This window comes from Novosphingobium sp., assembly GCF_031424035.1.
Classification (GTDB): domain Bacteria; phylum Pseudomonadota; class Alphaproteobacteria; order Sphingomonadales; family Sphingomonadaceae; genus Novosphingobium.
This window is the reverse complement of record NZ_JANPGP010000026.1, coordinates 1-26,263: the sequence shown is the minus strand read 5'-3', so window position 1 is coordinate 26,263 and position 26,263 is coordinate 1. Positions and strand designations below refer to the sequence as shown.

The 26,263-nt window shown below is 65.0% G+C and carries 23 protein-coding genes; 9 read left to right on the top strand and 14 right to left on the bottom strand.

The features are described 5' to 3' along the window. Window positions 1–254: 254 nt before the first annotated feature. Window positions 255–1,592 (top strand): aromatic ring-hydroxylating dioxygenase subunit alpha, encoded by a 1,338-nt coding sequence (locus tag RMO89_RS03080; RefSeq protein ID WP_310531153.1) that lies wholly within the window; start codon window positions 255–257, stop codon window positions 1,590–1,592. A gap of 468 nt (window positions 1,593–2,060) precedes the next feature. Beyond that, window positions 2,061–2,897 carry an alpha/beta hydrolase gene (locus tag RMO89_RS03075; RefSeq protein ID WP_409035506.1) on the top strand — a complete coding sequence of 279 codons (837 nt, stop codon included), beginning with the start codon at window positions 2,061–2,063 and terminating at the stop codon, window positions 2,895–2,897. Here the strand turns inward: RMO89_RS03075 and RMO89_RS03070 are convergent. The 4 genes from RMO89_RS03070 to RMO89_RS03055 form a co-directional block, all read right to left on the bottom strand. After that, window positions 2,894–3,682, bottom strand: a complete 789-nt coding sequence (locus tag RMO89_RS03070; RefSeq protein WP_310531151.1) for a transglutaminase family protein — start codon at window positions 3,680–3,682, stop codon at window positions 2,894–2,896. The genes RMO89_RS03075 and RMO89_RS03070 overlap by 4 nt on opposite strands. 55 nt (window positions 3,683–3,737) lie before the next feature. Then, complete coding sequence (locus tag RMO89_RS03065) at window positions 3,738–4,859, bottom strand: ATP phosphoribosyltransferase regulatory subunit (protein WP_310531149.1); 1,122 nt, start codon at window positions 4,857–4,859, stop codon at window positions 3,738–3,740. Between the two features lie 53 nt (window positions 4,860–4,912). Continuing rightward, window positions 4,913–6,496, bottom strand: a complete 1,584-nt coding sequence (gene serA, locus RMO89_RS03060; protein WP_310531148.1) for a phosphoglycerate dehydrogenase — start codon at window positions 6,494–6,496, stop codon at window positions 4,913–4,915. 98 nt (window positions 6,497–6,594) lie between these two features. Continuing rightward, window positions 6,595–7,728 (bottom strand): phosphoserine transaminase, encoded by a 1,134-nt coding sequence (locus RMO89_RS03055; protein WP_310531147.1) that lies wholly within the window; start codon window positions 7,726–7,728, stop codon window positions 6,595–6,597. Between the two features lie 190 nt (window positions 7,729–7,918). Between RMO89_RS03055 and RMO89_RS03050 the strand changes: the two genes are divergently transcribed. After that, entirely contained in the window at window positions 7,919–8,557 is a 639-nt protein-coding gene (locus RMO89_RS03050; protein WP_409035505.1) for an extensin family protein, read from the top strand. Window positions 8,558–8,816: 259 nt separating this feature from the next. Here RMO89_RS03050 and RMO89_RS03045 read toward each other — a convergent pair whose 3' ends face one another. The 5 genes from RMO89_RS03045 to RMO89_RS03025 all read right to left on the bottom strand — a co-directional run bounded on the left by RMO89_RS03045 (window position 8,817) and on the right by RMO89_RS03025 (window position 12,899). Continuing rightward, a complete protein-coding gene (locus RMO89_RS03045; RefSeq protein WP_310531146.1) occupies window positions 8,817–9,311 on the bottom strand; it encodes a hypothetical protein in 495 nt (164 codons plus the stop codon). 2 nt (window positions 9,312–9,313) lie between these two features. Continuing rightward, a complete protein-coding gene (locus RMO89_RS03040) occupies window positions 9,314–10,075 on the bottom strand; it encodes an alpha/beta fold hydrolase (RefSeq protein ID WP_310531145.1) in 762 nt (253 codons plus the stop codon). Between the two features lie 56 nt (window positions 10,076–10,131). Next, on the bottom strand, window positions 10,132–10,464 hold the full coding sequence (locus tag RMO89_RS03035) for a PilZ domain-containing protein (protein ID WP_310531143.1): 333 nt from the start codon (window positions 10,462–10,464) through the stop codon (window positions 10,132–10,134). 52 nt (window positions 10,465–10,516) lie between these two features. After that, complete coding sequence (locus RMO89_RS03030) at window positions 10,517–12,103, bottom strand: DUF1570 domain-containing protein (protein WP_310531142.1); 1,587 nt, start codon at window positions 12,101–12,103, stop codon at window positions 10,517–10,519. Between the two features lie 67 nt (window positions 12,104–12,170). After that, complete coding sequence (locus RMO89_RS03025) at window positions 12,171–12,899, bottom strand: 2OG-Fe(II) oxygenase (RefSeq protein WP_310531141.1); 729 nt, start codon at window positions 12,897–12,899, stop codon at window positions 12,171–12,173. Window positions 12,900–13,078: 179 nt separating this feature from the next. Between RMO89_RS03025 and RMO89_RS03020 the strand changes: the two genes are divergently transcribed. The 6 genes from RMO89_RS03020 (at window position 13,079) to RMO89_RS02995 (ending at window position 20,111) form a co-directional block, all read left to right on the top strand. Then, window positions 13,079–13,864 (top strand): hypothetical protein, encoded by a 786-nt coding sequence (locus RMO89_RS03020; protein WP_310531140.1) that lies wholly within the window; start codon window positions 13,079–13,081, stop codon window positions 13,862–13,864. Beyond that, window positions 13,861–14,739: a polysaccharide pyruvyl transferase family protein gene (locus RMO89_RS03015; RefSeq protein ID WP_310531138.1), complete on the top strand. Its 879-nt coding sequence runs from the start codon at window positions 13,861–13,863 to the stop codon at window positions 14,737–14,739. Before RMO89_RS03020 ends, RMO89_RS03015 begins: the two co-directional genes overlap by 4 nt. 322 nt (window positions 14,740–15,061) lie before the next feature. Then, window positions 15,062–15,871, top strand: coding sequence for a hypothetical protein (locus RMO89_RS03010; protein ID WP_310531137.1), 810 nt, complete (start codon window positions 15,062–15,064; stop codon window positions 15,869–15,871). 137 nt (window positions 15,872–16,008) lie between these two features. Then, a complete protein-coding gene (gene uvrB / locus RMO89_RS03005) occupies window positions 16,009–18,195 on the top strand; it encodes an excinuclease ABC subunit UvrB (protein ID WP_310531136.1) in 2,187 nt (728 codons plus the stop codon). After that, on the top strand, window positions 18,192–19,451 hold the full coding sequence (locus tag RMO89_RS03000; RefSeq protein ID WP_310531135.1) for a DUF1343 domain-containing protein: 1,260 nt from the start codon (window positions 18,192–18,194) through the stop codon (window positions 19,449–19,451). The genes uvrB and RMO89_RS03000 overlap by 4 nt, the downstream gene beginning before the upstream one ends. A 69-nt stretch (window positions 19,452–19,520) precedes the next feature. Next, a complete protein-coding gene (locus RMO89_RS02995; RefSeq protein ID WP_310531133.1) occupies window positions 19,521–20,111 on the top strand; it encodes a hypothetical protein in 591 nt (196 codons plus the stop codon). A 17-nt stretch (window positions 20,112–20,128) separates the two neighbouring features. Here RMO89_RS02995 and RMO89_RS02990 read toward each other — a convergent pair whose 3' ends face one another. The 5 genes from RMO89_RS02990 to tsaD all read right to left on the bottom strand — a co-directional run bounded on the left by RMO89_RS02990 (window position 20,129) and on the right by tsaD (window position 26,223). Further along, window positions 20,129–20,845 (bottom strand): hypothetical protein, encoded by a 717-nt coding sequence (locus RMO89_RS02990; protein ID WP_310531132.1) that lies wholly within the window; start codon window positions 20,843–20,845, stop codon window positions 20,129–20,131. Window positions 20,846–20,905: 60 nt separating this feature from the next. Next, entirely contained in the window at window positions 20,906–22,396 is a 1,491-nt protein-coding gene (locus RMO89_RS02985) for a VWA domain-containing protein (RefSeq protein WP_310531130.1), read from the bottom strand. Window positions 22,397–22,698: 302 nt separating this feature from the next. Then, entirely contained in the window at window positions 22,699–24,216 is a 1,518-nt protein-coding gene (locus RMO89_RS02980; protein ID WP_409035504.1) for a lipopolysaccharide biosynthesis protein, read from the bottom strand. Then, the gene (locus RMO89_RS02975) at window positions 24,191–25,183 is read right to left on the bottom strand and encodes an NAD(P)H-dependent glycerol-3-phosphate dehydrogenase (protein WP_310531129.1); all 993 of its coding nucleotides are present in this window, start codon (window positions 25,181–25,183) and stop codon (window positions 24,191–24,193) included. The genes RMO89_RS02980 and RMO89_RS02975 overlap by 26 nt, the downstream gene beginning before the upstream one ends. Continuing rightward, window positions 25,180–26,223, bottom strand: a complete 1,044-nt coding sequence (tsaD, locus tag RMO89_RS02970) for a tRNA (adenosine(37)-N6)-threonylcarbamoyltransferase complex transferase subunit TsaD (RefSeq protein WP_310531196.1) — start codon at window positions 26,221–26,223, stop codon at window positions 25,180–25,182. The genes RMO89_RS02975 and tsaD overlap by 4 nt, the downstream gene beginning before the upstream one ends. Window positions 26,224–26,263: the final 40 nt, after the last annotated feature.

Here is a 26,263-nt window from a genome sequence, read left to right as displayed (position 1 = left end):
TACAGTCCCTCACCTGCCAGAGAAATCCACAAGCGCCCTTCGACAGGACTCGGCGCGGGGGACGGACCAGTGCGGACCGGTGAAGGTCTTCGCAAACGGTGGCGCCTCTGGCCCAAGGCGGAGGGGGAGTCAAGGCCGCACGGCGATGCGCTGGGTGACAGAGGCATAGCGATTAATGGAACGCCACCGTTTCTTTATCTTGCACCCCGGCGCGAGTCACGATAGCCTTCGCCCATAAACGGGAGAGTTCGCCAATGACCGCCATCACCACCCTCACCCCAGTGTCCGAAATCGACCTTGCCCAGTTCCCCTGGGCAATCCCGACCGATCGTTATGTCAGCCCCGAAATCGCACAGCGCGAGCGCGAGGCGATCTGGATGAAGTGCTGGCAGATCGCCGGCCGGGCAGACGAACTGCCCAACCCCGGCGACTGGAAACGGCACGAAGTGCTCGACCAGTCGTTCGTCATCGTGCGCGGCAAGGATGGCAAGCTGCGCGGCTTCGTCAACGCCTGCCGCCACCGCGGCAACATCCTGTGCGACGCGGCCAAGGGCCACACGCCAAAGTTCACCTGCCCCTATCACTTGTGGACCTATGACCTTGACGGGTCGCTGTTCGCCGTCGCGCGCCCCGATCTAGTGGGGCCGATCGACAAGGCGGAACACGGCCTGATTGAAGTGCCGGTCGACACCGCCTTCGGCTTCATCTTCTTCAATCCAGATGCCGGGGCCGCGCCGCTGGCCGAGTACCTGACCGCCGAAGTTACCGAGCGGCTGGATGCCTACAAGCTGGGCGAAATGACCCCCGTCGGCCTCGACGTGCGCGAGGAGCTGGATTGCAACTGGAAGGTCGTCATCGACGCCTTCAGCGAAGGCTATCACATCATCGGCGTCCATCCCGAACTGCTCAAGGTGATCGACCTGCAGGCGGGCAATTCGCGCCACGGCATGTTCGGCGATCACGGCTGTGCGGTATCGCCGTTCGAGGTCAAGGACGCGGCCAATGCCAGCCTTGAAGAACAGGTCCAGGCGATCCGCGATCTGCCCTCCACCTTCCCCACGGTGGCGGAAGTCCTGCCACTGTTTGAATCCATGATCGCCGCGCGGCGCGATGGCGATGGCGCGCTGGTGCTGAGTGACGGCGAGACCGTGCGCACCATCCTGCAACAGGCGACCCGCCAGACGCTGACCGCCAAAGGCCTCGACGCTTCAACCCTTGTCGATGACCAGATGAGCGACAATCAGGGTTGGTTCCTGTTCCCAAACTTCTTCATGACCATCCGCGCCGGTGAGGCGACGACGATCATGGCCTGGCCGCATCCGTCGGGCGATCCGGGCAAGTGCGTCTGGCATGTTACCGCCTACATGTGGCTGCCCGAGGCCCTGCGCAGCCAATACCGCGTCCAGCCAGTAACGGTCACCGAACGCGGCACCTTCCCCTATTTCCTCGCGCTGCAGCAAGACTATGACCAGATGCCGCGCCAGCAGGCAGGCCTGCGGAATGAAGGGCTGACGCACCTGTCACTGGTGCGCGAGGAGCTTTCGGTAGCGCGGTTTCACCGGGTGTGGAACCGGTGGATGGGGGAGAAATAGTCTCCATCCGCCAGCCAGTCGGAACGTGATGTGCGTGTCCCCGGCGCGCGCGGATCAAACCATTTTCCTACACGCCCCCGATGTGCCAAACTCCCCGCCATGACCCAGCCACAAGGCGCTCCCCCTGAGCGCCGCCGCACCCATCCCCGCTTTTCCAAAGCCGCGCCGCCAGCGCGGCTTTTGTGTGTCTGGGGCATGTCCTTGGGAATATTCAGGGAACCGCTTTCGGAAGTGTTTCATCAACTTGCATTGCGCGCAACTGGGCTGCGGGTCATGATCACACCTCGCGACAATTCACGACTGGCTAATCTTGGCAGGCACATTACCCTGCGCGCCGAACGGAGAATGCCCATGCGAAACAAGCTGTTCCTTGCCCTTAGTGCTTGCGCCCTGCTCGCCACATCGCTGGCCCCATCGATCGCCGGGGCCGCACCCGGCGACCGGCTGCGCGAGCGGATAAAGGCGCGGATGGCCGAACGCATGCACACTAGCGATGCGCAGGTGCCCAAGCTGGCTCCGGACAAGACCTTCACTTACGGCTCCGATCCCCTGCAGACCGGCGACCTGTGGTTTCCCAAGAGCCATATCAACGATCATTCGGTGCCGCTGGTGATCTTTGTCCATGGCGGCGGATGGAAGCGCGGGAGCAAGGACAATGCCGCCAGCCGCTATGCCCCGGCGCATTTCACCGGCCTTGGCTATGCCTATGCCTCGATCGATTACCGGCTGGTGCCGGCCGCGCGGGTCGAGGATCAGGCGGAGGACGTCGCCCGCGCGGTCAAGGCGCTGATTGGCGATGCCAAGAAGCTCGGCATCGATACCTCGCGCATTGTCCTGACCGGGCACAGCGCCGGCGCACATCTGGTGGCGCTGGTTGGCACGGATGAGTCGTATCTGAAGAAAGCTGGGCTATCCTTTGCCGATATCGACGGGGTCATCCCCAACGATGGTGCCGCCTATGAAGTCTCCGCCCAGCTCGCACAGGCGGGCCGGATGATGAAGGCGACTTACGAGCAGGCCTTCGGCACCGATCCCGAGCGGCAGAAGGCACTTTCGCCGACGCACCATGCGGTGGCACCGAACGTCCCCGCCTTTCTGCTGCTCCACGTCCAGCGCGAGGATGGGGTGTCGCAGAACAAGGTGCTCGAAGCGGCGCTGAGGAACGGCGGCACAAGGGTTCAGCGCAATGAGTTTCCCGGCACGGGACTGCAGGGCCATGCCGAGATCAACCGCCGGCTGGGCGATCCGACCTATGCCGCGACCGGCGTGGTCGATGCTTGGCTGAAGGACCTGTTCGGGGGTTAGATGCGTGTGACGATCACTTCCTGCCGATTGAGCGCACAGGCCGCGTAATGCGTCAGGAAGGAGGTGTCGGCGGCATCGCGGCCAACGCCGATCTTGGCCATGTCAGCCCCGGTCGCCATGCCGGTGGCGTCGGCCATGTACCATGCTCCATCGAGGAATACCTCGGCGACGGCGTGGAAATCGGGTGGGGTCACGCCGGGGGCATAGCCGCTGACGAAGCGTGCAGGCACGCCGGCGGCGCGGGCGAGCGTGATCAGCATGTGCGCATAGTCGCGGCACACGCCTTGGCGCAGGACATAGCTTTCGAGCGCCCCGGTGTTCGATGTGCTGACGCCGGGAACATAGGAAAAGTGGGTGGCGATCCAGTCGCGCATCGCCTCCACCGCCGCCCCGCCTGCCAGCCCGGCGAATTCGCTTTCGACGATGTGCTCGAAATGGTCGGCCTGGCAATAGCGCGATGGCATGAGGTAATCGACTGTCTCGGCCGGCAACAGGTGAGTTGGCGTGGCGGCCAGTCCGGACAGGTCGGTAACCAGCCGCTGCACGGTAACTTCCGAACGATAGGACACGGTCAGCCGGTCCTCGACATCGAGCCAGATGCGGTCGCCGATGTCGTCGTGCCCGGGAATGCGCGCGAAATGCTGGACCGGGCTGATCGCGATATGCGCGCCATCGACGCGCTGCTCAGGGATCATCGCCGCCTCGATCTGGAGGAGGACGGCGGTTCGCGCTTCGAAAGTGTAATCGAGCTCGGTTTCGATGGCGAGCCGGACGGGTGCTGTCATTCCAGCCTAATGCGCGGGGAGGCGTTTGGCTGCAAGCGCGATGCGACGAGCATCGTTAAAGTGCGACCGCGTCCGTCCCGTCGAGCTGGTGGGTGCAGCCCAGCGCCTTGGCATCGCAGTCCGCGCAAAGCGCCGCGACCGTGCGCCAGCCGGCTTCGCGGAGCTTGCCAGCCGCAGCCGCATCGTGGCCGAGCGGCAGGAACAGCGTGTCGCGCGCCGCGCCGGTGTCGGTCAGCGTGTCGATCAGTTCATCCGGGTAAAGCGAGAAGCCGATCGCCGGCTCGCTTGGCGCGCCAGCCGCGCCAAGGATGGCATAAGTGCCGCCCCGGCCTATCGCGCCCGACAGCCCTTCGGCATAGAGCGTGAAGCCGAACCACGACTGGTATTCGAAGCCGTGGCGCTCGCTGGGATCGAGCGTCAGCCGAGCCATCGGGCCAACCCGCGCGGCGATTTCGCGCAGTGCGGCGATGCGGGATGAGAGCGCGCCACCGGCGTCGATCGCGGCCAGCCGCTCGATCGCGCTGTCAAACGGGCCGATCGCGGTGAGCAGCGGCAGGTAGGCCTCGCCGCCGGCAGCGACGAGCGCGCCGGCGTCCTTGGCATCCAGTTCACGACGCACGGCTTCAATCTTGTCGGCGGCAAGCGGGATTGCTTTCGCGGCAAGGGTATCGACGAGATCCGGAAGCGTGAAGTCGACCGAAATCCCGGTCGCCCCGGCGGCCTGCAACGCCGCGATGGCAACGGCGACAATCTCGCCAGCAGCAGCGACACTGTCCGACCCGATCAGTTCGGCCCCGATCTGCAACCGCTCGCGCGCCGGGTTCAGCCCGTCACCCTTGATGGTCAGGACATGCCCCTGATAGCATAGCCGCAGCGGCCGTGCGGCGCCAGCAAGCCCCGTCGCCGCCATGCGCCCGACCTGCACGGTAATGTCCGAGCGCAGCGCCAGTGTGCGCAGGCTCGCGGGATCGACGAAGCGGAACATGCGGCGCGGCTGGACGCCGGCCATGCGGCTGGCCATCGACTTCTCGAACTCGATGCTCGGTGGCTGGACGCGGTCGTAACCGTGGGTGTCCAGCACGTCGAGAACGCTACGGGTCAGCCGCGCGGCGCAGGCTGCGCTGGCGGGCAGGCGGTCTTCAAGACCTTCGGGAAGCAGGTCGCGATCAGTGTCCATGGCCGGGCCTTAGTCAATTCGACGTCCCGGCGAAAGCCGGGACGTCGAGAGCATCAGAACGCCAGACGCATGGCGCGCTTCACGCCCGGCAAGGCCTTGGCCTTTTCAAGCACATCGGCGGGCAGTGCAGAGTCGAGCGACAGCAGCAGGATCGCCTCCCCGCCCGTTTCGCGCCGGCCGAGGTGGAAGGTGCCAATATTGATGCCGTTCTCGCCAAGTAGCGTCCCGATGCGGCCGATGAACCCGGGAGCATCTTCATTCACGATGTACATCATGTGACCGGCAAGGTCGGCTTCGATGCCGATGCCAAAGATCTCGACGAGGCGCGGGCTGGCGTTGCCGAAAAGTGTGCCGGCGACCGAGCGTTCACCCGCATCGGTCTTCACCGAGACGCGGACCAGCGTGTGGTAATCGCCGGCCTTCTCGGTCTTGACCTCACGGACCTCGATGCCGCGTTCCTTGGCGAGGAACGGCGCGTTGACCATGTTCACCGTGTCCGACTGGGTACGCAGGAAACCGGCAAGGACTGCAGCGACGATCGGCTTGGCGTTCAGTTCAGCCGCAGCGCCTTCGGTGTGGATCGAGATGCGCGGGATCGTGCCGGTGGTGAGCTGGCCCATCAGGCTGCCGAGGTTTTCGGCAAGCGCCATGTAGGGCTTGAGCTTCGGCGCTTCCTCGGCGGAAAGGCTGGGCATGTTGAGCGCGTTGGTGACGCCGCCATTGACGAGATAGTCGGCCATCTGCTCGGCCACCTGCAGCGCAACATTGACCTGCGCCTCCGTGGTCGATGCACCAAGGTGCGGGGTGCAGATGAAGTTCGGAGTGCCGAACAGCGGCGATTCCTTGGCCGGTTCGGTCTGGAACACGTCAAGCGCAGCCCCGGCTACCTGCCCGCTGTCGAGCGCGTCCTTCAGTGCCGCTTCGTCGATCAGGCCGCCGCGTGCGCAATTGACGATGCGTACGCCCTTCTTGGTCTTGGCGAGGTTTTCGCGGCTCTGGATATTGCGCGTCTGGTCGGTCAGCGGCGTGTGCAGCGTGATGAAGTCGGCCTTGGCCAGCAGGGTATCGAGATCGGCCTTCTCCACGCCCATTTCGATCCCGCGTTCCTCGGTGAGGAAGGGATCGAAGGCGACAACCTTCATCTTGAGGCCGAGTGCGCGGGCAGCGACGATCGAACCAATGTTGCCCGCGCCGATCAGACCTAGCGTCTTGCCGGTGACTTCGACGCCCATGAAGCCGTTCTTCGGCCACAAGCCCGCCTGGGTCTGGGCATTGGCTTCGGGGATCTGGCGGGCCAGCGCGAAAATCATGGCGATGGCATGTTCGGCGGTCGTAATCGAGTTGCCGAACGGCGTGTTCATCACCACGACGCCCTGCGCCGAAGCGGCCGGGATATCGACATTGTCGACACCGATGCCGGCGCGGCCGATGACCTTGAGGTTCGGCGCGGCGTCAAGGATTTCCTTGGTCACGCGGGTCGATGAGCGGATGGCGAGGCCATCGTATTCGCCGATGCGAGCGATCAGTTGTTCGGGAGTTTCGCCAGTGATGACGTCCACGTCGCAGCCGCGTTCGGCAAAGATCTTCGCGGCGTTGGGGTCCATCTTGTCGGAAATGAGTACGCGGGGCTTGGTCATTTTCTTATCCTTGTGAGCCCCCGCGCAGGCGGGGGCCTCGTGCAATTGCAGAGCGGATCAGGAGGCATGAGGTCCCCGCCTTCGCGGGGACTCACGAACTAGTTCTTGAGCGAGGCGTAAGCCCAGTCGAGCCACGGCCCGAGTGCTTCGATATCGGCGGTGTCCACCGTCGCGCCGCACCAGATGCGCAGGCCGGCGGGGGCATCGCGGTATCCGGCTATGTCGAATGCCGCGCCTTCCTTCTCGAGCGCGCCGGCAAAGGCCTTGATGAAGTCCGCATCCGCGCCTTCGACCGACAGGCAGACCGAGGTCTTCGAGCGGATCGCTTCGTCAGCACACAGGTGGCTGAGCCAAGGCCGCGACTGGACGATGGCGTCGAGCGCGGCGGCATTGGCATCCGACCGCGCCTGCAGGCCCTTCAGAGCGCTTTGTCCATTGGCAAGACCCTTGGCCCATTCAAGCGCAAAGATCGCGTCTTCAACCGCCAGCATCGACGGCGTGTTGATCGTTTCACCCTTGAACACGCCCTCAGCGAGCTGGCCCTTGGAGACAAGGCGGAAAACCTTGGGCAGCGGCCATGCGGGAGTATAGCTCTCGAGCCGTTCGACCGCGCGGGGGCCGAGGATCAGCACGCCGTGGCCGCCCTCGCCGCCCAGAACCTTCTGCCAGCTGAACGTGGCGACATCGATCTTCGACCAATCGATGTCATAGGCAAAAACTGCGCTGGTCGCGTCGGCAAAGGTCAGGCCCTCGCGGTCCGCAGGGATCCAGTCGGCATTCGGCACGCGCACGCCGGATGTGGTGCCGTTCCAGGTGAACAGCACGTCGTCGGCGAAGTTCACCTGCGAAAGATCGGGGAGCTGGCCATAGTCAGCGCGGATCACCGTGGGATCGAGCTTGAGTTGCTTGGCCGCGTCGGTCACCCAGCCTTCGCCGAAGCTTTCCCAGGCCATCGTCGTCACGCCGCGCGCACCGAGCATGGTCCACATCGCCATTTCGAAAGCGCCGGTATCCGAACCGGGCACGATGCCGATGCGGTGCGTGTCGGGCAGCTGGAGCACTTCGCGCATCAGGTCGATGCAGTACTGCAGACGCGTCTTGCCGATCTTGGCGCGATGCGAGCGGCCAAGGCTTGTCGTGGCGAGTTTTTCGGGGGAATAGCCCGGCGGCTTGGCGCAGGGACCGGAAGAGAAGTAGGGACGCTCCGGAAGCGCCGGCTTGGTATCAGTCATGTAGTCTCTCCTTACAGAGAGCACGCGCGGCGTTGGGACCGCGTGGCCCGGCGCCGCTCCTAGTGCTGCGCTGCAACGAGTCAAGCGCATTATCCCCCGGCTCGATCCGCGTCGCAGCACGGAAACTCGGCGTTAACCATTTTCCGCGTAATTTTGCCCAATGCGCCGGATAGTCATCCTGCTGCCGATAGTGGCCCTGCTCAGCGCCTGCGGAGGCATGATCCCCGGCGGCCGCGCACCGCAGAAACAGACGGTCCAGCGTTCGACTCAGGTCTTCACCCCCAGCCCCGAAGCACAGCAGTGCTACAACGGACTCGGCCTTGCGAAAGCGAGCTTCACTCCGCTGCCCGACCAGTATTACGGCGCGGGCTGTTCGGCGGTGAGTTCGGTCCGGCTTTCCGGCCTGAGCAGCGACGATTCCCGCTTCGGTGTGACCAATCTGGGCGCCGTCACCTGCCCGCTGGCACAGACCTTCGCCAACTGGGCGCGATTCGGTGTGGATCGCGCGGCGCGGCAAATCCTCGGTTCCCCGCTCGCCCGGATCGAGACGATGGGCAGCTATTCCTGCCGCACCATTGCCGGGCGCGACAAGCTGTCCGCCCATGCCACGGCCAATGCCATCGACGTGTCCGCCTTCGTCCTTGCCGATGGCCGGCGCATTTCGGTGACCGGCCAATGGAGCGGCGGTACCGCGCAAGAACGCCAGTTCCTGCAAGTGATCCACGCCAGCGCCTGCAAGCGATTTGGCACCGTACTCGGCCCGGCCTACAACGCGGCGCACAGCGACCATTTCCACGTCGAGGTCAGCGCGCGGAGCTTCTGCCGCTAGCCCTCCAACCACAGTTGCAATCCGCGCAAGTTGATGAAGTACATGCGAAGCGCAGCTTGTTTACGCGCGCATGAGCGAGATCCGGAGGCACGAAAGCCGCGCACTGGGCGCGGCTTTCGGGAAAAGCGAAACGGATCGCGGCCGGGCTCGCGGCACCAGCCTTTGGCGTAATGTCATGGGCGCCACTGTGGCAGATGCGGACCATGTAGGAAAACGGTTGGTGGGGCCAGAGCGACAATTTCGCGCGGAATTTTCCGCGCTATAGTCCCCGGATTGCGGCCCAAAGCAGCGCGCGCGAATAGATGCGGTGGAACCAGCCCAGCGCGGCGAAAGTCATTTGCCCCATCGTCCGGCGGGCTCCGGTCTGTCCGGTCAACACCACGGCGGACCCGAACCACAGCCGGGTGCCACCGTGCTCCAATGGCTCGGCCATCAGCCACGAACGCGTAGCCTGTTGGAAATCGCAGAGCAGAACTTCGTTGGTGGTGCGCGCCTCGACAGTCCACGCAGCGAAATGGTCGGTTTGCCCTGCTGCAAGCGCGCGGATGTCCTGCGCGCTCGATCGCTTGCCAAGAAGCGCCATCAGCAGGAACCGCTCGGGCCGGAAGCAGGCGCTGGAATAGAACGCCTCGACAAAGCGGGAAAAGGCCACCTGACCCGGCACTTCGGCGATGAAGCAATCGGTATAATTGCCCGCCCGGCCATAAGCCGCGAGCAGCGATTTTTCCGGAACTTGCCCCCTGCGGATCGCCAAGCCTAATCCGCCCAATCGAGCTGGCGCAGGACTTCGGCAATCGCCTCGGGATCGAGCGCGAAGCCCATGTGGGCGCAGCGCAGTGCCACGGCGCGGTCGCGTTCACCGGGGCGGCCGCAGGAGGCGCGCGGGCTTACGACGCCGTCGCGCGGGCTCCACAAGGCGATGGTCGGCACCGGCGGCTTTTCGGACACATTGTGCCCGATCGGTGCTTCATCGACGCGGTGGCCGGTGATCATCTGGTAAGCGCGCCAGGCATTGTTGGCGCGGCGATCGCCCGAGAACGGCGTGCCCATGGTGATCACGCAGCTGACCGATTGCGGTACGATCTTGGCCGCTTCGCGCGCGAACAGACCGCCAAGGCTCCAGCCGACCAGCGCGACTGGCGCGGCTTCGCTGGCGGCAAGGTCCTCGATCCGGGCGACCAGCGCGGCGAAGTTGGCTTCGGTCGGGCCAAGGTTGAAGCCCTGCCCCCAGTCATGCGGGCGGTGGCCCGCATCTTTCAGGGCGCGCGACAGACGGCGCATCCGCAGGGTATGCGATCCAAAACCGGGCAGCACAACCACGGGCTGCGGGCGCAGGGCCGGCGGCGATTTGGCGAGGGGGCGTGTGGCCAGCGCGATCGATGCGGCCTCTCCCCACAGCAAGTGGCGGGCCGGGCCATGGACGCCTTCAGGGCCGGGTTCGCGGGCAAGCGCGGCGCGGCGGCGAAACTCGACGCTGCGCGAAAATGCCTCGTCTCGCAATCGGGTCAATGCGTTCATGGTTCCGATATGGCGAGCGCAAGACGAACATGCAATGAACGAAAGCGATGTTTCCTTCAGGCGACCATGCGCAGATCGTCGCAGACCGGGCGGTGCTGGTGAGCAAGATGTTCGACCACCGGGCCGTAAAGTGGTCGGGAAAATGCCACGCCGATCTTCGGCCCCTTGATCCAGCGGATAGTTCCGCAAACCGATTCCAGACCTTGCGGCCGCAGGATCACGCTGTCGCCGCAGGACACTTGCATTCCCCAGCATTCGAGCCGGCAGCCATGTTCGCTGAGATCGGTCACCAGAACCGGTTCACCCGGTCCGCCAGGCAGTCGCAACCGCGCCGGCATGGCAACGTCAATCCGCCGGCTGCGCCGCAGGTAGGCAAGGTTATGTGCCACGACCGTTCTCCACTCCATCCACGCCAAGCAGGACGGCGGAAGCGGCGGCGGCTTAAGGGTGGATGTCCGGGCGACCCACCCTGGATGGGCCTTCCTTGCCCGTCGTCCCCGCTGTGTCGGCGCTGTCTTCGCCCCGATATCCAGCGCTCGCTTTCAGCCGTTCGATCTGGCGCCGGGCGGCTTCGGCGAGCGAGCCGCCGTGTGGGTTGTTGGCGATCGGGCCCAGATGGAGCAGCGCCTCGTCGCGCCGACCGTCGCGGACAAGCTGCATCGCCAAGGTCATCCGGAGGCCGAAATCGAACGGCGCAACCACGGTGGCGCGCTGCAGTGCCTCGACCGCGTTCACGGTAGGCTTGCGGCCCTGTTTGACAAAACTCAGGTAGAAATTGAGCAGCGGCAGCGGGTGGTCATTCTCGATCGCATTGAGCGCAAGGAAAGTTTCGCGCGCCTTTCGGAAGCCCGCACTATCGCCCGACCGTTCAGCCATTCGCATCTGGGCATAGCCCTTCTGCAGATAGGCATTGGCCTGTCCGGGATCCGCCTTGATCGCCACATCGGCAGCAGCCATCGCCTCGGCATCGTTGCCGGCGTCGAACTCTGCTTCGGCCAGCGCCGCCTCCACCGCAGCTTCATCCGGGAAACGCGCGGCGATGGCCCGGGCGTCCTTGAGCACCAGTGGCGCCGAATCGCCATCGACCCCGACTTGCGAGCGCACGCGGACCGGCAGCGCCGCCACTTCGCCCGGCCGCAACGGGCGCAGGGTGACCTTGGGCGCGCTCAGCATTGCAGGAGCCAGCTTGAGGTAAGTGAACTTGTTCTTGCGCAGGTAAGCGTCGATTTCCTTGTCGAGCACGGTGAGATCGCCAAAGGCCGCGACGCCTGCCTCGGGCGAGCTTTTCCCAGCAGCGACCGCCTTGTGATAGGCGGTAAGCTGGCCCTTCCGCTTTTCAGCAAAGGTCAGGTAGTGATAAAGCAGCCACGCGCGACCATAGAATGCATCGTATTCCTTGCTCTTGCCCCGGCGCTTTTCATAATGGTCGGGATCGAGCAGATCGGTCACCGTCACATCGCGCGCCTGCATCAGTTCATAACCACGGTGTTGCGCCGCGCGGCCCAGCGATACCGAACCGTCACCGCCGAACGCTGCCGAGGCAAAGAATTCCGCCGCGCCTTCCGATGACCAGCGCGGAGCTGCAACGCCGCTGCTCGAAATCAGGAAGTGGTGAGCATATTCGTGCAGCAGCACGATCATCGAAAAATTCGGATCACCGCCGCTCTGCGCGCTTTCGACCGAAGGGACCACGGCAAGCGAGCCGCCCGCCCGCGCCTTGTAGAAACCGGAAACGAACTTGCTGCCACCGCCGTAAAGTTTGCGCACGGCATCTTCGTTGCCGACAATGAATACCGTCACCCGGTTCGACGGACTGGGCAGCGACACCTGCACACCGGTAACCAGCGCCATGGCCGAATGATAGCGTTCAAGCTGTTCTGAAAAGCGGCGCAGGTTGGATTCGCTTGTATTGCCGTAAATGACGAAGTGGTCGCTTTGCGCTTCCTGCCACGCGGCCTGCGCCGAAGTTGGCATAGTCGTCGTTGCCATGGCCGCCAATGCCACCGCCGCCAAGAATCGCCGCACCATGTCTGCCCCCATCATCGTGTCGGGCAAGGCTACTATGTGGTTGAGCGAATTGCCAGAACCGGTTTCGTCAGGCTGCTTTCAGGCTGCGCACCAGCCGTCCGGCCAGGCCGCGCAGCCGCTGTACCGGCGAAGGCGCGGCTTCTTCCACCCCGCCCGGCCAGATCACATGGCGGCTTGATACCGAGACCTGGATCATGTTGCGCGGGCGCTTGCAACCGGTCACCGCCTCGACCGAATGCCACGAACGTTCCGAGCAAGGGAACAGCACCGCCCGGTTGGGCCGCGGCGTGACGCGGGCCACCGGGGTGCCGTCCTTATCGTGCAGGACAAGATCGCCTCCCGAATAGCTGTCCGGCCCCGGCTCCTCGAAATAGATCAGCATCGTCGCCAGGCGGCGGCGATGGTCAAGGTGCGCACTGCGGGCATAGGCATCCTTGCCCTGCATGAAATCGAACCGCACGAAGAGGTCCTCAGGCGCGAAGCCTTTGGCCGGGATCGCCGTCATTTCCTTTTCGCGCCGGTCCTCGATGGCATCGACATGGCGCAGGCTCTCCCGCGCCGCCGTGCAGGACTGGTCGATCTCATCCGCGAACAGGTCGGCAATCTGCGCGATAAATCCGGGGCTGTTGCATTCGTCGAACAGTGCTTGCCAATCGGGGCTGGCCGCCATCACCGCGTCAAAGCCGGGATCGCCGCGGTGGATGGTGTGCCCGGTCGGGCCGCTGGCCGGCGGACATGGCGGATAGCTCGCCTCCAGCCGGGCATAGGTCTCCGCCGGCAGAACGCTATCAATCACGCAATGAGGAAACGGGGCCGCAGTGGGCCGCACGCCAGAAAATTTCAGCATCATCGCCTCGGGTCGCAATCGGGACAGCGCCCCTGATGCTGGCAGAGCGTCGCTCTGTCTAGTTACTTCTACCTATTGGCTCTGGACCCGCTTTCGCGATTGGGGCGGGATGTGTAGATGCGGGGACGATGCCGAGCCGGGACCCTTTGCCGACGTGCGCGATGCTGTGGATCGGCCCGGGCCTGTCCGCGCTCGAACGCGCGTGCATGCGCTCGGTCATGGCCCAGGGGCATCACCTGGTGCTCTACACTTATGACGAGGTCGCGGGGGTTCCCGAAGGCATAGAGCAGCGCGACGCCACCGAAATCCTGCCGCGATCGGCGATCGTCCGCCACAAGAGCGGCAGCGTGGCGCTGTTTTCCGACCATTTCCGCTTCGAATTGCAGCGCCGGGGCCTCGGCCTGTGGCTCGATGCCGATACCTACCTGCTCGCCCCGCTCGATTATCCGCACGGTGCCCACGTGTTCGGCTGGAACGAACCGGATTGGCTGGGGGCCGGCGTGCTGCAATTGCCGGAGGACAGCCTGATTGTGGCCGAAGTGCTCAGCCTGTTCGAGCGGCCATATGTGCCCCGCTGGCTGCGCTGGCAGGACCGGCTGCGCAGTCATGCCAAGGCGGTGTTGGCCGGCGGCGTGACACTGGGCGACCTGCCATGGGGCGTCGCCGGTCCGATCGCGCTGACGGGGCTCGCCCGCAAGCACGGCGTGATCGGCGAAGCGCAGCCCCGTGCCACCTTCTACCCGTTTGACTATGCGGAAGGAGCCTGGATCTTCGATCCCGCGCGCTCGCTGGAGGAATGGATCACGCCGCAGACCCGCGCGATTCACCTGTACAATCATATGATCGCCCCCCGCAAAGCCGAGGCCGCCGCCCCCGGCAGCTTCATGGCGCGCCTGCAGGCCGAGGGCGCATGAGCGCGCCTGCATTTGGCCTGCTGTCCTATCCCGGCATCGCCAATCTGGGTGATCCGATGCAGTCGCTCGCCGCCCGCCGCTTCCTGCCGCGCGTCGATGCGCTGGTTGAACGCGAGCGGATTTCGCAGCCGCCGCCGGGCGGGCATGAACGCCTGCGCGTGATCCTCAACGGCTGGTTCATGCACGATGCCAATTACTGGCCGCCGCACCCCTTGATCGAGCCGCTGCCGCTGGCGATGCACTTCGTCGAGCCCGGCCGCAGCCGCCTGCGCCGCTGGGCAAAGTCGCCGCTCGAACGGATGATGACGGGCGCCGGCGCGGACTGGCTGCGCCAGTGGGGGCCCATCGGCGCGCGCGACCTGTTCACCGCCGAGCAACTCGAAGCGCGCGGCATCCCGGCGTGGCATTCGGGCTGCCTGACGCTCACCCTGCCTCGCCCCGAAGGCGCGCCCGCGCATGGCCGCATCGTTGCCTGCGATCTGCCCGCCAGAGCGCTTGAAGCCTTGCGCCGCGCCAGCCCTCACCCGGTCGAGGCGGTGACTCACGAAGGGGGCGAAGGCCTGTCCGTCGACGCGCAAATGGCCGCCGCGCAGGGCCTGCTCGAGCGCTATGCTGGCGCGGCCTGCGTCGTCACCACGCGCATCCACGCCGCCATGCCCTGCCTTGCCATCGGCACGCCCGTGTTGCTGCTGGTGCCGGGGAGCGCCGGACGCCGCGTGCGCGACCAGCTCGGCCTGATGCACCACTGCGACGAGGGCGACTTCGTGGCCGGCCGCTGCGACTACGATCTGCGCGATCCCCCGCCCAATCCGCAAGCCCACCTGAAACTCGCCGCTGAACTGGAACTGCGCGCCCGCGCCTTCGTCAGCCGCTAGGCGCTGCCCGCGCATAGTCGAGACGCCGCCACCGCAGTTGCGTGCCATGCAAGTTGATGAAACACACCCGAAAGCCCTCGCACGCGCGCGACGGAGCGAAGCCCGGATACACGAAAGCCGCGCTGGGGGCGCGGCTTTCGCGAAGATCAGAGCGGATCGCGTCCGGGCTGGAGGCGCCGGCCTTGGGGGCGAGGTCATGGCGCGGAGTTTGGCAGGTTTGGGGGATGTAGGACAGGGGTTTGGGTGTGAGAGGCCAGATGGACTTTGAGCCGATTATCGGGAACAAGTTCAGGCGCAGCACATTCTCAGCGGAATTTTTGATATGATGATAAGACGCTATTATCTCGTCATCTTTCTAATTGGACTCATCTTAGCTGTTGCTCCGTCAAACATTTATGCCAACAATGCAAAACAGGCCAGCGCCTCCGCGGAAGCGCCAACGTATTCGACTGACATTTTGGATGAACAAACCAGAATTGACCAAGCGAAGGAGTATCAGGCGCCATGTGCAAGAGACGAAATAAACTATCAGTCCGATCTTTGCGCGCAATGGCAGGCCGCAGCTGCTGCTAGAGATGCAGCAGACTGGGCATTCTGGTCGCTTGGTGTAGCCCTAGTCGGTTCGATTGGAATAGTTATAGCACTCGGACTTACGATGCAGTCCAATCGCATCGCACGTGACACCGCTAGGCGCCAACTTCGAGCTTATGTGTTGCCGACAGAGATTCAGCATTCTGGCTTCGAAGTGGGCAAGATTGGCAAGGTGCAATTAAGCCTCTCCAATGCCGGGCAAACGCCAGCATATAATGTAATGTCCTACGTCCAAGTTGATCTTTACCCATCGGACGTTGACGAGTCTTTCCTCGTGCCAAAATTTCCGGATGAGCTTTCCGAATCCCCGATTGGACCAGGGCATGGATTCGGCGGGCAAAATGAAATGCCCAGAGTCTTGGACGCACGGCTATGGGATGCATACGTTGCCGGAAAGGCACATTTTGTCGCATTTGGAATGACGAGCTACCGAGATATTTTCGGCATTCAGCAAAATACGCAATTCCGATTTAGGGCACGTTATTTAGACGGGACTGTCATTCGATTTGTAGTCGCTCCTAAGGGCAATTCCGCCAGCTAATGCAGCGAAAATGATGACAATGGCCCTTCCAGTTCTTGGCTAGCTCGGGAACACACGTGCGCCTAGGACTTGATGGTGGAAACGAGCTTCGAACTAATCCCATTGCAGAACAAACCGCAAACCTCCATATCCCCAACATGGCCGAAATCGTCATCCGCCGTGGGCTGGAAGAGCCTGACACGTCCGGCTCCTTTGTGCCGCACAAGCCCGCGCGTCCGGAAAAGGCGGAGGGCGGGCGGCCGTTCCGCATCGTCTCGGAATACCAGCCGGCGGGCGATCAGCCGACCGCGATTGCCACGCTTGTCGAAGGCATTACCGATGGCGAGGCGACGCAGGTGCTGCTGGGCGTTACCGGCTCTGGCAAGACCTTCACCATGGCGCAGGTCATTGAGGCGACGCAGCGTCCGGCGCTGATCCTGGCGCCCAACAAGATCCTTGCCGCGCAGCTTTATGGCGAGATGAAGAGCTTTTTCCCGGACAACGCGGTCGAATATTTCGTCTCCTATTACGACTATTACCAGCCCGAGGCCTATGTCGCCCGGTCGGACACCTACATCGAGAAGGAAAGCTCGGTGAACGAGGCGATTGACCGGATGCGCCATTCGGCCACCCGTGCGCTGCTGGAACGCGATGACGTGATCATCGTCGCCTCGGTCAGCTGCATTTACGGCATCGGCTCGGTCGAAACCTATTCGGCGATGATCTTTGACCTGAAAAAGGGCGGGACCGAGGATCAGCGCGAACTCATCCGCAAGCTGGTCGCGATGCAATACAAGCGCAATGACACCGCCTTTGCCCGCGGCAATTTCCGCGTGCGCGGCGACAACCTCGAAGTCTTCCCCAGCCACCTTGAGGATATCGCCTGGCGGATCAGCTTCTTCGGTGACGACATCGAGGAGATAGCCGAGTTCGACCCGCTGACCGGCAAGAAGGGCGCGACCCTGAACACGGTGCGGATCTACGCCAATTCGCACTATGTCACGCCCGGCCCGACGATGAAGCAGGCCGCCTCGGCCATCCGTTTCGAGCTGGAGGAACGGCTCAAGGAGCTGGAAGCCGAGGGCAAGCTACTCGAACACCAACGGCTGGAACAGCGGACCAATTTCGATCTGGAGATGATCGCAGCCACCGGATCCTGCGCCGGGATCGAGAATTACAGCCGCTTCCTCACCGGCCGCCTGCCGGGCGAACCGCCGCCGACGCTGTTCGAATATCTGCCCGACAATGCGCTGCTGTTCGTCGACGAAAGCCACCAGACCGTGCCGCAGATCGGCGCGATGTCCAAGGGCGACCACCGGCGCAAGATCACGCTGGCCGAATATGGCTTTCGCCTGCCCAGCTGCATCGACAACCGCCCGCTGCGCTTCAACGAATGGGACGCGATGCGGCCGCAGACCGTGGCCGTCTCCGCCACGCCGGGCTCGTGGGAAATGGAGCAATCGGGCGGTGTCTTTGCCGAACAGGTGATCCGCCCGACCGGCCTGATTGACCCGCCGGTGTTCATCCGCCCGGTCGAGGATCAGGTGCAGGACTGCATCGAGGAATGCCGCAAGGTGGCGCAGGCCGGCTATCGCACGCTCGTCACCACGCTGACCAAGCGCATGGCCGAGGACCTTACCGAATTCATGCACGAGGCGGGGCTGCGCGTGCGTTACATGCACTCCGACGTCGAGACGCTGGAACGCATCGAACTGATCCGCGACCTGCGGCTGGGCGTCTATGACGTGCTGGTCGGCATCAACCTGCTGCGCGAAGGGCTCGACATTCCCGAATGCGGGCTGGTGGCGATCCTCGATGCCGACAAGGAGGGCTTCCTGCGCTCCGAGACCAGCCTGATCCAGACCATCGGCCGCGCCGCGCGCAATGTCGATGGGCGGGTGATCCTCTACGCCGACCGCATCACCGGCTCGATGGAACGCGCGATGGCGGAAACCGACCGCCGCCGCGAAAAGCAGCACGCCTACAACATTGAACACGGCATCACGCCCGAAAGCATCAAGCGCGACATCCACAACATCGTCGCCGACACCGCAAGCCGCGACGGCGTGCTGGTGGATATCGAGGATGACGGGATCAACAACCTCGTCGGCCACAACCTGCGCGGCTATATCGAGGACCTCGAAAAGCGCATGCGCGCTGCCGCGGCGGACCTCGAGTTCGAAGAAGCCGGCCGCTTGCGCGACGAAATCCGCCGGCTGGAATCGACCGAGCTCGGCATTCCCGATGGCGAGCGCAAGGCGCCGATTGTGGGGCGCAGCAATGAAGGCAAGCCAGGGACGCGCAAGACCCGTTACGGCAAGAGCCAGAAGAAGTGGGGACGGTGATCCTTTCCCGCCGCGCTGCATTGGCGGCAGGCGGGGCCTTGACGCTCGCCGCGCGCCTGCCCGCCGCGCCGCGAACCACGGTGAAGGTGCGGACCGGGCTGGACCGGGTGCTCGCCGATCCCACTCCGCTCATGGCCAAACGCATCGGACTGCTCACGCACGATGCCGCGCTTAGTGCGAATGGACAGCGCGGGGTGGATGCGCTGGCGGCGCTGCCGAGGGTGAACCTCACCGCCTTGTTCGCGCCCGAACACGGGCTGGCCGGAACGGCGGCAGCCGGTGAACATGTCGGCGATGCGCGGGATGGCAAGACGGGCGTGCCAATCTACAGCCTCTATGGCGCACGGCCCGCGCCCGAACCGGCGCAACTGGCGGGGCTCGACCTGTTGGTGATCGATCTGCAGGACGTTGGCCTGCGCTGCTACACCTACGCCGGCACCGCGCTCAAGGCGATGGAGGTGGCGGCCGCGGTCAAGCTGCCGGTGCTGCTGCTCGACCGGCCCAATCCACTGGGCGGGCTGGTGATCGAGGGCACCGCGCTGGAGGATCAGTGGCTCGGCAAGACGCCCGTTACCGCGCTGCCGACGCTCTATCGCCACGGTCTGACGCTCGGCGAGATCACGCGCTATCTCACGCTCGGCGGCTTTGGATGGAACATTGCGGTTTCCCCGATGGATGGCTGGACACGGGGCATGGGAACCGAAGTGTTCGGCCCCGGCGGGCTGCCCTTTACCCCGCCATCGCCCAACCTGCGCAGCCCGGCGGCGATCCTTGCCTACGCGGCGAGCGTGCTGGTGGAGGGCACCAATGTGTCCGAAGGGCGCGGCACGGATGCTCCCTTCGAACTGATCGGCGCGCCGTGGATCGATGGCCCGGCACTAACCAGAGCGCTGGCCAAGGCGCTGGGGCGGCAGAAATTGTGGGGCGTCAGGTTTGCACCCGCGCGGTTTACGCCTGCAAGTTCAAAGCACGCAGGCCTATCATGTGGCGGCGTGCGACTGACAGTCACCGATGAACGTCGCTACCGCGCGTTCGATACCGGAGTGGCACTCGTATGCGCGCTGCGCCAGCATGCCTCCGAACGCTTTGCCTTCCTTCCGGGCAACCCGCCGTTCTTCGACCTTCTCGCCGGACGCGGACTGGTGCGCCAGTCGATCGCCAGCGGCTGCGCTGAACGCGCCGTAGCCGAGGCCTGCGAGCGCGACCGGCGGCGCGGCATCGAATGGCAGACATCGGGCCGAATTTACACTTCTTGACACGGACTTGTGGCAAAGTGCCGCAATGCCGTTGCAACGCCGCGCGCCATGCGGGATGAGCCGCGCACGATGTTGATGTCCCGCCTGCCGCTTATCCTGATCCTGACGCTCGCCGCCTGTTCGCGGGGCGAGGATGCCGAAACACCCGAACAAGCGAAGCGGCTGGTCCTGCCATCGCAGCCGGCCCCCTTGCGCGAGCCGCCCAAGCAGCCCGAGGGTACGGTGTGGACGGCGCTCGGCAATGGCGCGGCGGCCTTCGGCGTGCCCGGGCAGGCGCCGCTGCTGACCTTGGCCTGCGAGAGGCGCGGCACGCTGGATGCTGCGCTTCGTTTCACCCGCACCACGCGCGCCGACGAAGGCGCCAAGGCGCTGTTCGCGCTGGAGGGCAACGGACACGTCGCGCGGGTCAAGGTCGATGTCGTGAAGTCCGGCGATCCGGGCGAATGGCAGGGCACGGTCAGCGCCTTTGATGAGCGCATCGAAGCCATTCGCGGGTCTTACGGCGTTGCTGCAACGCTGCCCGGCGGCGGCACCCTGCGCTGGGGCGGGACCGGCATTCCGGGAGCCGTGCTCACCGATTGCCGCGCCGGCCTGACTCCACCCAAGGCGGCACCGAGCGCTGCGGCCAGCGAGTCTGCCGAACCGGCGGACGAAGGCTGAGCCTTTGAAATCTGTGGCTAGGCCGAAAGCCTGCCGAACTGCGATTCGAAGGCCGAGACATCACCGGCGGCGAGGTATTTCGCCTGCTCCACCCAGTTGTCCTTGGCCGGACGCCCGGCGAACGGCCCGAGCTTGCTGTCGAGCACGGCAAGATCGGCCTCGGTCATCGCCGCGATCTGCGCGAAAGTCGTGATGCCGAGCGTCGGCAGCAGGGCCTGAAGTTTCGGCCCCAGCCCCTTGATCCGCGCAAGGTCATCGCCCGCGGGCGCCGCTGCCGCCATCGGCGGCGGAGCAGCGGGCGGCGGCGGGGCGACGGGTTCATAGTCAGGTTCGGGGGCGGGTGTGATCTCCGGTGCCGGCGCGGGCGCTGGCTCAACTTCGGGCGTGGGTTCGGTAATTGGCGGGGACACGGGCGAGGCCGGTTCGATCTCCGGCTGGGTCGCGGCCTGCACTTCCTCAACCTGATCCTGCGCGGCCACGGCCACGACTTCAGCAACGCCGCCGAGCACTCCGCCTGCCGGCGACGGGATCACCTGAGGAATCGCCGCAGCCGGAGCCGCATCGATCAGCGCCTGGTTGCGCCGCGCCGGCGCGGCGCCTTCATCGAGCACATCGGGCTTGTATTCGCGCTTGGCCGGCTTGCTGCCGCGCGCCAGCAGCCACCATGCGACCAGCAGCACGGCGAGCGCGACCACGCCCAGCACCAGCCAGTTCGCTTGAATTGTTTCCATCATGGCAAAAATCCCTTCGGGTTCATGGCCAATGACTAGGACAATCGCGCGCGAGTTGAAAGTCTAACGAGAGCCGCTTAGTCCGTCCGCGATGCCGACCAGCTTGATGAATTCCTGCCGATAGAAATCGGTCGGACTGCCCGCAAGTTCACTCACCTGCCCCATGGAAAATCCGGCGAGCAGCGGATCGCCGCGCAGCTTCTGGCCAAAGGCGGCGACGGCTGCGGCAAAGCGGAAATCGGGCGAAGGCGCGCGCCGGTTCCACATCGCCATCGCCGGCACCGGCTGTTCGATCAGCCGCGATGTCGTGCCATCGGGCAGCTTGTAGCGCAGCTTGACGAAGGCCATTTCGCCCGAGCGCGCCACCATTGCCGGCGGCTTGTCATCGGGCAGCGCGTCATAACGGCGCGCGTCGGTCCAGCCCTTGAAGCCGGCGGGGACCACTTCATAGATCGCCGTGACCTGATGGCCTGAGCCAATATCGCCAGCGTCGACCTTGTCGTTGTTGAAATCCTCTTCGCGCAGCGCGCGATTTTCATAGCCGACCAGCCAGTACTGGCTGATCTGCGCCGGGTTGAATTCAACCTGGATCTTCACGTCCTTGGCGATGGTGAAGAGGGTCGATCCCATCTCCTCGCCCAAGACCTTTTTCGCCTCAAGCGCGCTATCGATATAGGCGTAGTTGCCGTTGCCGTGATCGGCCACCCGCTCCATCAGGCCTTCGTTGTAATTGCCCGTGCCGAAGCCCAGTGTGGTCAGCGTAATGCCGGAATCGCGCTCCTTCTCGACCATGTCGATCAGCGTCCTGGTATCAGACACGCCCACATTGAAATCGCCATCGGTGGCGAGCAGGATGCGGTTGACGCCGCCGGCGATGAAGTTGTCGCGGGCGATCTGGTAGGCCAGCTTCAGCCCCGCCCCGCCCGCTGTCGATCCCCCGGCGCTCAGCCGATCGAGCGCGGCGCGGATCTTGGCATCATCGTTGGTCGGTTCGAGCACAAGGCCCGCCGCGCCCGCATAGACCACGATCGAGACCTTGTCCTGCGGGCGCAATTCGCGCGACAGGCCGGCGAGCGCGGTCTTCACCAGCGGCAGCTTGTCGGGCGAATTCATTGATCCCGAGACATCGACGAGGAACACCAGATTGGCCGCCGGACGGCTGGCGCGCGGCAGGTCATAGCCGCGCAGGCCGATGCGCAGCAGCCGCGTATCCGGGTTCCACGGCGTGACCATGGCATCGGTCGTCACCGAAAAGGGCGCGGCCTTGCTGGCCGGCAGCGGGTAATCATAGCGGAAATAATTGATCAGCTCCTCGGTCCGCACGGCGTCCTTGGGCGGCGTCTGTCCGGCGGAGAGGAAACGGCGCGTGTTGGCATAGGCGCCGGTATCGACATCGACCGAAAAGGTGGAAACCGGATCGGTCCGCGTGTGCTTGATCGGGCTGATGTCCTTGCCATCGTACTTTTCGCGGCCTGGATCGCTGGCGACCATCACCGGCGGCACGTAGCCGTAGCGCGCATCAGGCCGCGCCATCTTTGCCGATGGCTTATACATATTGAATGCGTCCTGCGCGCCCACAGCTGACGGCACAGGCGGCGGTGGTGGGGGAGGGGGAGGAGGTGGTGCTGGTGGCGGTGGCGCCTGCTCTGCAGAATTGCCGCGAACGGCAACCGAGTCCGCCGCGCAGCCTGAAAGCACGCCGACAAGCATCCCGGCAAGAGCACATGTCGTGGCAAGCGATGCTAGATTACGCATGGCAAAGTCCCCTTCCTTCACAACCCGCTGTAAAGGAGCGACTCAGCGCGTGAACGCTTTCTGAACATCAAAAGGCCGCCAGCCAGACGCTAGCAAGTGTTTCAACCGCCAACGTTTTTGCGGAACAGCACCCGGTCCTCGGGGCCGAAACCCTTGTGCCAGATCACCCAGCCATAGACCCCCAGAATCATCGGAATGCCGATCAGCAGCTCCGCCCATTCGGGCAGGAACCGCGTCGCCGCCGCACCGACTGCCATTGCCGGGATCGCGGCGACGACCAGCGACCAGCGCCAGTTGTTGACCGGCTGGCCCAGGATGCGGCCCAGTACCAGCGACTTGGCGATCGAGGTGAAGGCCAGCGCCAGCATCAGCCCGCCGGCAGCAGCGGCGGCGGCATATTTGTCATTGAAGCCGAGATGCTTGACCAGCAGGATGCCGCCCACCGTGAACCCCACTTGCAGCACGATGGTGCCCACCGAGATTACGAGGTTGCGCATCCGTGCGAGGTAGATCAGCGCCGCCTCGCTCACAACAGCCGTGGCGGCCACAACCTCTGCCAGCAGCAACAGGTTGAGCGCGCCGTTGCCGCCGACGAATTCCGGCCCGATCAGGCCCATCACGCCGGCGCCGGGAATGCCCAGCGCCAGCGCCACGCCCAGCTGCGCGGCGGTGATCCAGAAACCCACCTGACAGACCTGCCGGGCGATCCCGGCATAGTCCTTGTCCTTGATCGAACGGGTTATGACCGGGCCAAGGATCGGCTCGAAACTGGTCTTGAACTTCTGCGGCAGCGAAGCGATCTGCTGCGCCGCGTAATAGACCCCGACCGCCACTGGCGAGGCAAAGGCGCCCAGAATGGCGATGTCGAGCCGCCGCGTGCCCCATTCGACCAGATCCGCCACGGCGAGCGGGGTGGAGGCCAGCGCCGTCTTCCACAGGCGCAGAGGGTGCGGATTCCACTGTTGCGGCAGTCCGTATGAACGGAAAAGCGGCACCAGCGTTACGGCAAAGGCTGCGCACTTCGCCAAAAGATAGGCCAGCGTCAGCCCGCTTTCCGGAAGGAAAACCAGCAGCGCGCTGGCGCCGATCGTCAGCACCCAGGGCTCGACCAGCGATCGCGCGCGCACGGTCGTCGCCACGTCATAGCGGTAGGCGAGCGCGGCCAGTGTGATCTCGGTCAGGGCATTGGGCAGGATCGCCAGCGGCAGCAACCGGTCCCACGCAGTATACTGCCCGGCCGGGAACATCGGCAGCGGAAAGGCGAAGAGCAGCAGTCCGGCGGCGACCGACAGCAGGGTCGTCAGCACCAGCCCGTCCGCGACAATGCTGGCCGGGTGACCGGGCTCTTCCGCCAGCCGCTGCGCAAGACCGCGCCGCTGGCCGAGCGCGCAGACCTGCGCCACCAGTTCCACCGCGACGATGGCCGAGGCATAGCGCCCCAGCGCCTCGACCCCGTAAAGCCGCCCGGCGATGAACAGGAAAGGCGCGGTGCCGAGCAGCCGCAGCACAAAGCCGAGCACATTGGTACGCCCGCCCTTCGCCAGTGCGGCGATATCCTTCTGGTGTTCGGCTTCGGTCACTGCGCGGCTGCGATCATTGGGGGCGGCCTGCCTCTGCACGGAGCGGGCGGGCGAGCAGGCGGGCAACGGCCTCACGAGCACTGATTTCACCCGAAAGCAGCGCGGCAACCGTCTGAACGATCGGCATGTCGACGCCTTCGCGGGTGGCAATGTCCGCCAGCACCGGCGCGGTGTGCGCGCCTTCGGCCACCGAATTCTTGCCCGCCAGCGCCTCGGCCGAGGACAGCCCCATACCCAGCGCCTTGCCGAGCGAGAAGTTGCGGCTCGATGTGGATGAGCAAGTGAGCACGAGATCGCCAAGCCCGCAGAGGCCGGCAAGCGTATCGGCCCGGCCGCCGCGCGCGAGGCCGAAGCGCAGCATTTCGGCATAGCCGCGTGCGATGAGCGCGGCGCGGGCGTTCTGGCCCAGCTCCAGCCCATCGACCACGCCGCAAGCAATCGCGAGCACGTTCTTTACCGCGCCGCCGATCTCCGCGCCGATCAGGTCGTCCGAATAGTAGGGTCGCAAAGTTGGCCGCGAAATCACCGGAGCGAGCCGGTCCCACTGCGCCTGTCCACCAGCGCAGGCGAGCGTGACCGCAGTGGGCAGGCCGGCGGCGACTTCATGCGCGAAAGTCGGCCCGGACAGCACGGCGATCTCCGCAGACGGCGCGGCTTTCGCGGCGATCTCGCCGGTGAGCATCCCTGTGCCAGCCTCGATGCCTTTCGAGCAGAGCAGAAGGTCCCGCTTGCGGTCGGGCAGATCGGAGAGAACGCGTGCGAGATGCTGCGCCGGGACGACCGCGAGGACTGTCTGTAGATCGGCAATATCGCCAATCTGGTTCGTTGCCGTGACATTATCCGCCAATCTGGCGCTCGGCAGAAACAGGCTGTTGGTTCGCGCCGTATTGATCTCCTCGACCAGCTCCGCCTCACGCGCCCAGAGCAGCACGGGGGTTCCGTCGCTCGCCAGGACTTGCGCGAGCGCTGTGCCCCAGGCGCCTGCGCCGATCACACCGATGGTCATGCCTTCACCCCTGCCCCGCGCACCGGCGCGGCATCGGGATCGAGCGGCCAGCGGGGACGCGCGGCAATATCGAGCGGATCGGGGGCGAAATCGTGGCTCATCAATCGCTCCATTCCGGCCCAGCCGATCATCGCCGCATTGTCGGTACACAGCGCCAGCGGCGGCGCGACGAAAGGCAGGCCGTGTTCGGCGGCGAGCTGTTGCAGCCCGGCACGGATCGCCTGATTGGCCGCAACCCCGCCCGCCACGACCAGCGCGGTCATGTCCCCCGCCGCAGCCATGGCGCGCCGCGTGCGGTCAATGACGCAATCGAGCGCGGCTTCTTGGAACGAAGCGGCAATGTCGGCGTCGGAATAATCAGCTTGATTCTGCTTCGCCCGCATCACCGCGCTTTTCAGTCCGGCGAAGGAGAAATGCGGTTCATCGCTGCCCAGCAAGGGGCGCGGCAGGCGGACCTTTTTCGCATCGCCCTCGCGCGCCAGCCTTTCGACCGCCGGGCCGCCCGGATAGCCGAGCCCGAGGATCTTGGCCGTCTTGTCAAACGCCTCGCCCAGCGCATCATCGATGGTCGTGGCGAGGCGGCAGTAACGGCCAAGTCCCTGCACTTCGAGCACCTGGCAATGGCCGCCGGACACCAGCAGCAGCAAGTAAGGATAGGCCAGCGAGGCATCCGCCAGCCGCGGGCTGAGGGCGTGGCCTTCAAGGTGGTTTACCGCGATCAGCGGCTTTTCGGCGGCCATGGCCAGCGCCTTGGCGCTCACCAGCCCGACCATGACGCCACCGATCAGCCCGGGGCCAGCAGTTGCGGCCACGGCATCGACATCGGCCAGCGTCATTCTGGCATCGGCAAGGGTCGCAGCTATCAGCGGGGCGAGCCGCTCGGCATGGGCGCGGGAAGCGATTTCGGGGACGACCCCGCCATAGGGGCGATGCTCTTCATCCTGCGAGGCAATGCGCTGGGCAAGCACGGTCCGGTCCTCGCGCACCAGCGCGGCCGCCGTTTCGTCACAGGACGATTCAATTCCGAGGACCACCCGCATCGATATCTTTCCCTTAACCGGAATGCCGATTAGGGCAAGC

Bases quoted from the DNA above. Each gene is read 5' to 3' on its own strand.
- RMO89_RS03080 (WP_310531153.1), top strand. From the start codon at position 255: ATGACCGCCATCACCACCCTCACCCCAGTGTCCGAAATCGACCTTGCC.
- RMO89_RS03075 (WP_409035506.1), top strand. From the start codon at position 2,061: ATGGCCGAACGCATGCACACTAGCGATGCGCAGGTGCCCAAGCTGGCT.
- RMO89_RS03070 (WP_310531151.1), bottom strand. From the start codon at position 3,682: ATGACAGCACCCGTCCGGCTCGCCATCGAAACCGAGCTCGATTACACT.
- RMO89_RS03065 (WP_310531149.1), bottom strand. From the start codon at position 4,859: ATGGACACTGATCGCGACCTGCTTCCCGAAGGTCTTGAAGACCGCCTG.
- serA (WP_310531148.1), bottom strand. From the start codon at position 6,496: ATGACCAAGCCCCGCGTACTCATTTCCGACAAGATGGACCCCAACGCC.
- RMO89_RS03055 (WP_310531147.1), bottom strand. From the start codon at position 7,728: ATGACTGATACCAAGCCGGCGCTTCCGGAGCGTCCCTACTTCTCTTCC.
- RMO89_RS03040 (WP_310531145.1), bottom strand. From the start codon at position 10,075: ATGAACGCATTGACCCGATTGCGAGACGAGGCATTTTCGCGCAGCGTC.
- RMO89_RS03030 (WP_310531142.1), bottom strand. From the start codon at position 12,103: ATGGTGCGGCGATTCTTGGCGGCGGTGGCATTGGCGGCCATGGCAACG.
- RMO89_RS03020 (WP_310531140.1), top strand. From the start codon at position 13,079: ATGCCGAGCCGGGACCCTTTGCCGACGTGCGCGATGCTGTGGATCGGC.
- RMO89_RS03015 (WP_310531138.1), top strand. From the start codon at position 13,861: ATGAGCGCGCCTGCATTTGGCCTGCTGTCCTATCCCGGCATCGCCAAT.
- RMO89_RS03010 (WP_310531137.1), top strand. From the start codon at position 15,062: ATGATGATAAGACGCTATTATCTCGTCATCTTTCTAATTGGACTCATC.
- uvrB (WP_310531136.1), top strand. From the start codon at position 16,009: ATGGCCGAAATCGTCATCCGCCGTGGGCTGGAAGAGCCTGACACGTCC.
- RMO89_RS02995 (WP_310531133.1), top strand. From the start codon at position 19,521: ATGTTGATGTCCCGCCTGCCGCTTATCCTGATCCTGACGCTCGCCGCC.
- RMO89_RS02990 (WP_310531132.1), bottom strand. From the start codon at position 20,845: ATGATGGAAACAATTCAAGCGAACTGGCTGGTGCTGGGCGTGGTCGCG.
- RMO89_RS02985 (WP_310531130.1), bottom strand. From the start codon at position 22,396: ATGTATAAGCCATCGGCAAAGATGGCGCGGCCTGATGCGCGCTACGGC.
- RMO89_RS02975 (WP_310531129.1), bottom strand. From the start codon at position 25,183: ATGACCATCGGTGTGATCGGCGCAGGCGCCTGGGGCACAGCGCTCGCG.
- tsaD (WP_310531196.1), bottom strand. From the start codon at position 26,223: ATGCGGGTGGTCCTCGGAATTGAATCGTCCTGTGACGAAACGGCGGCC.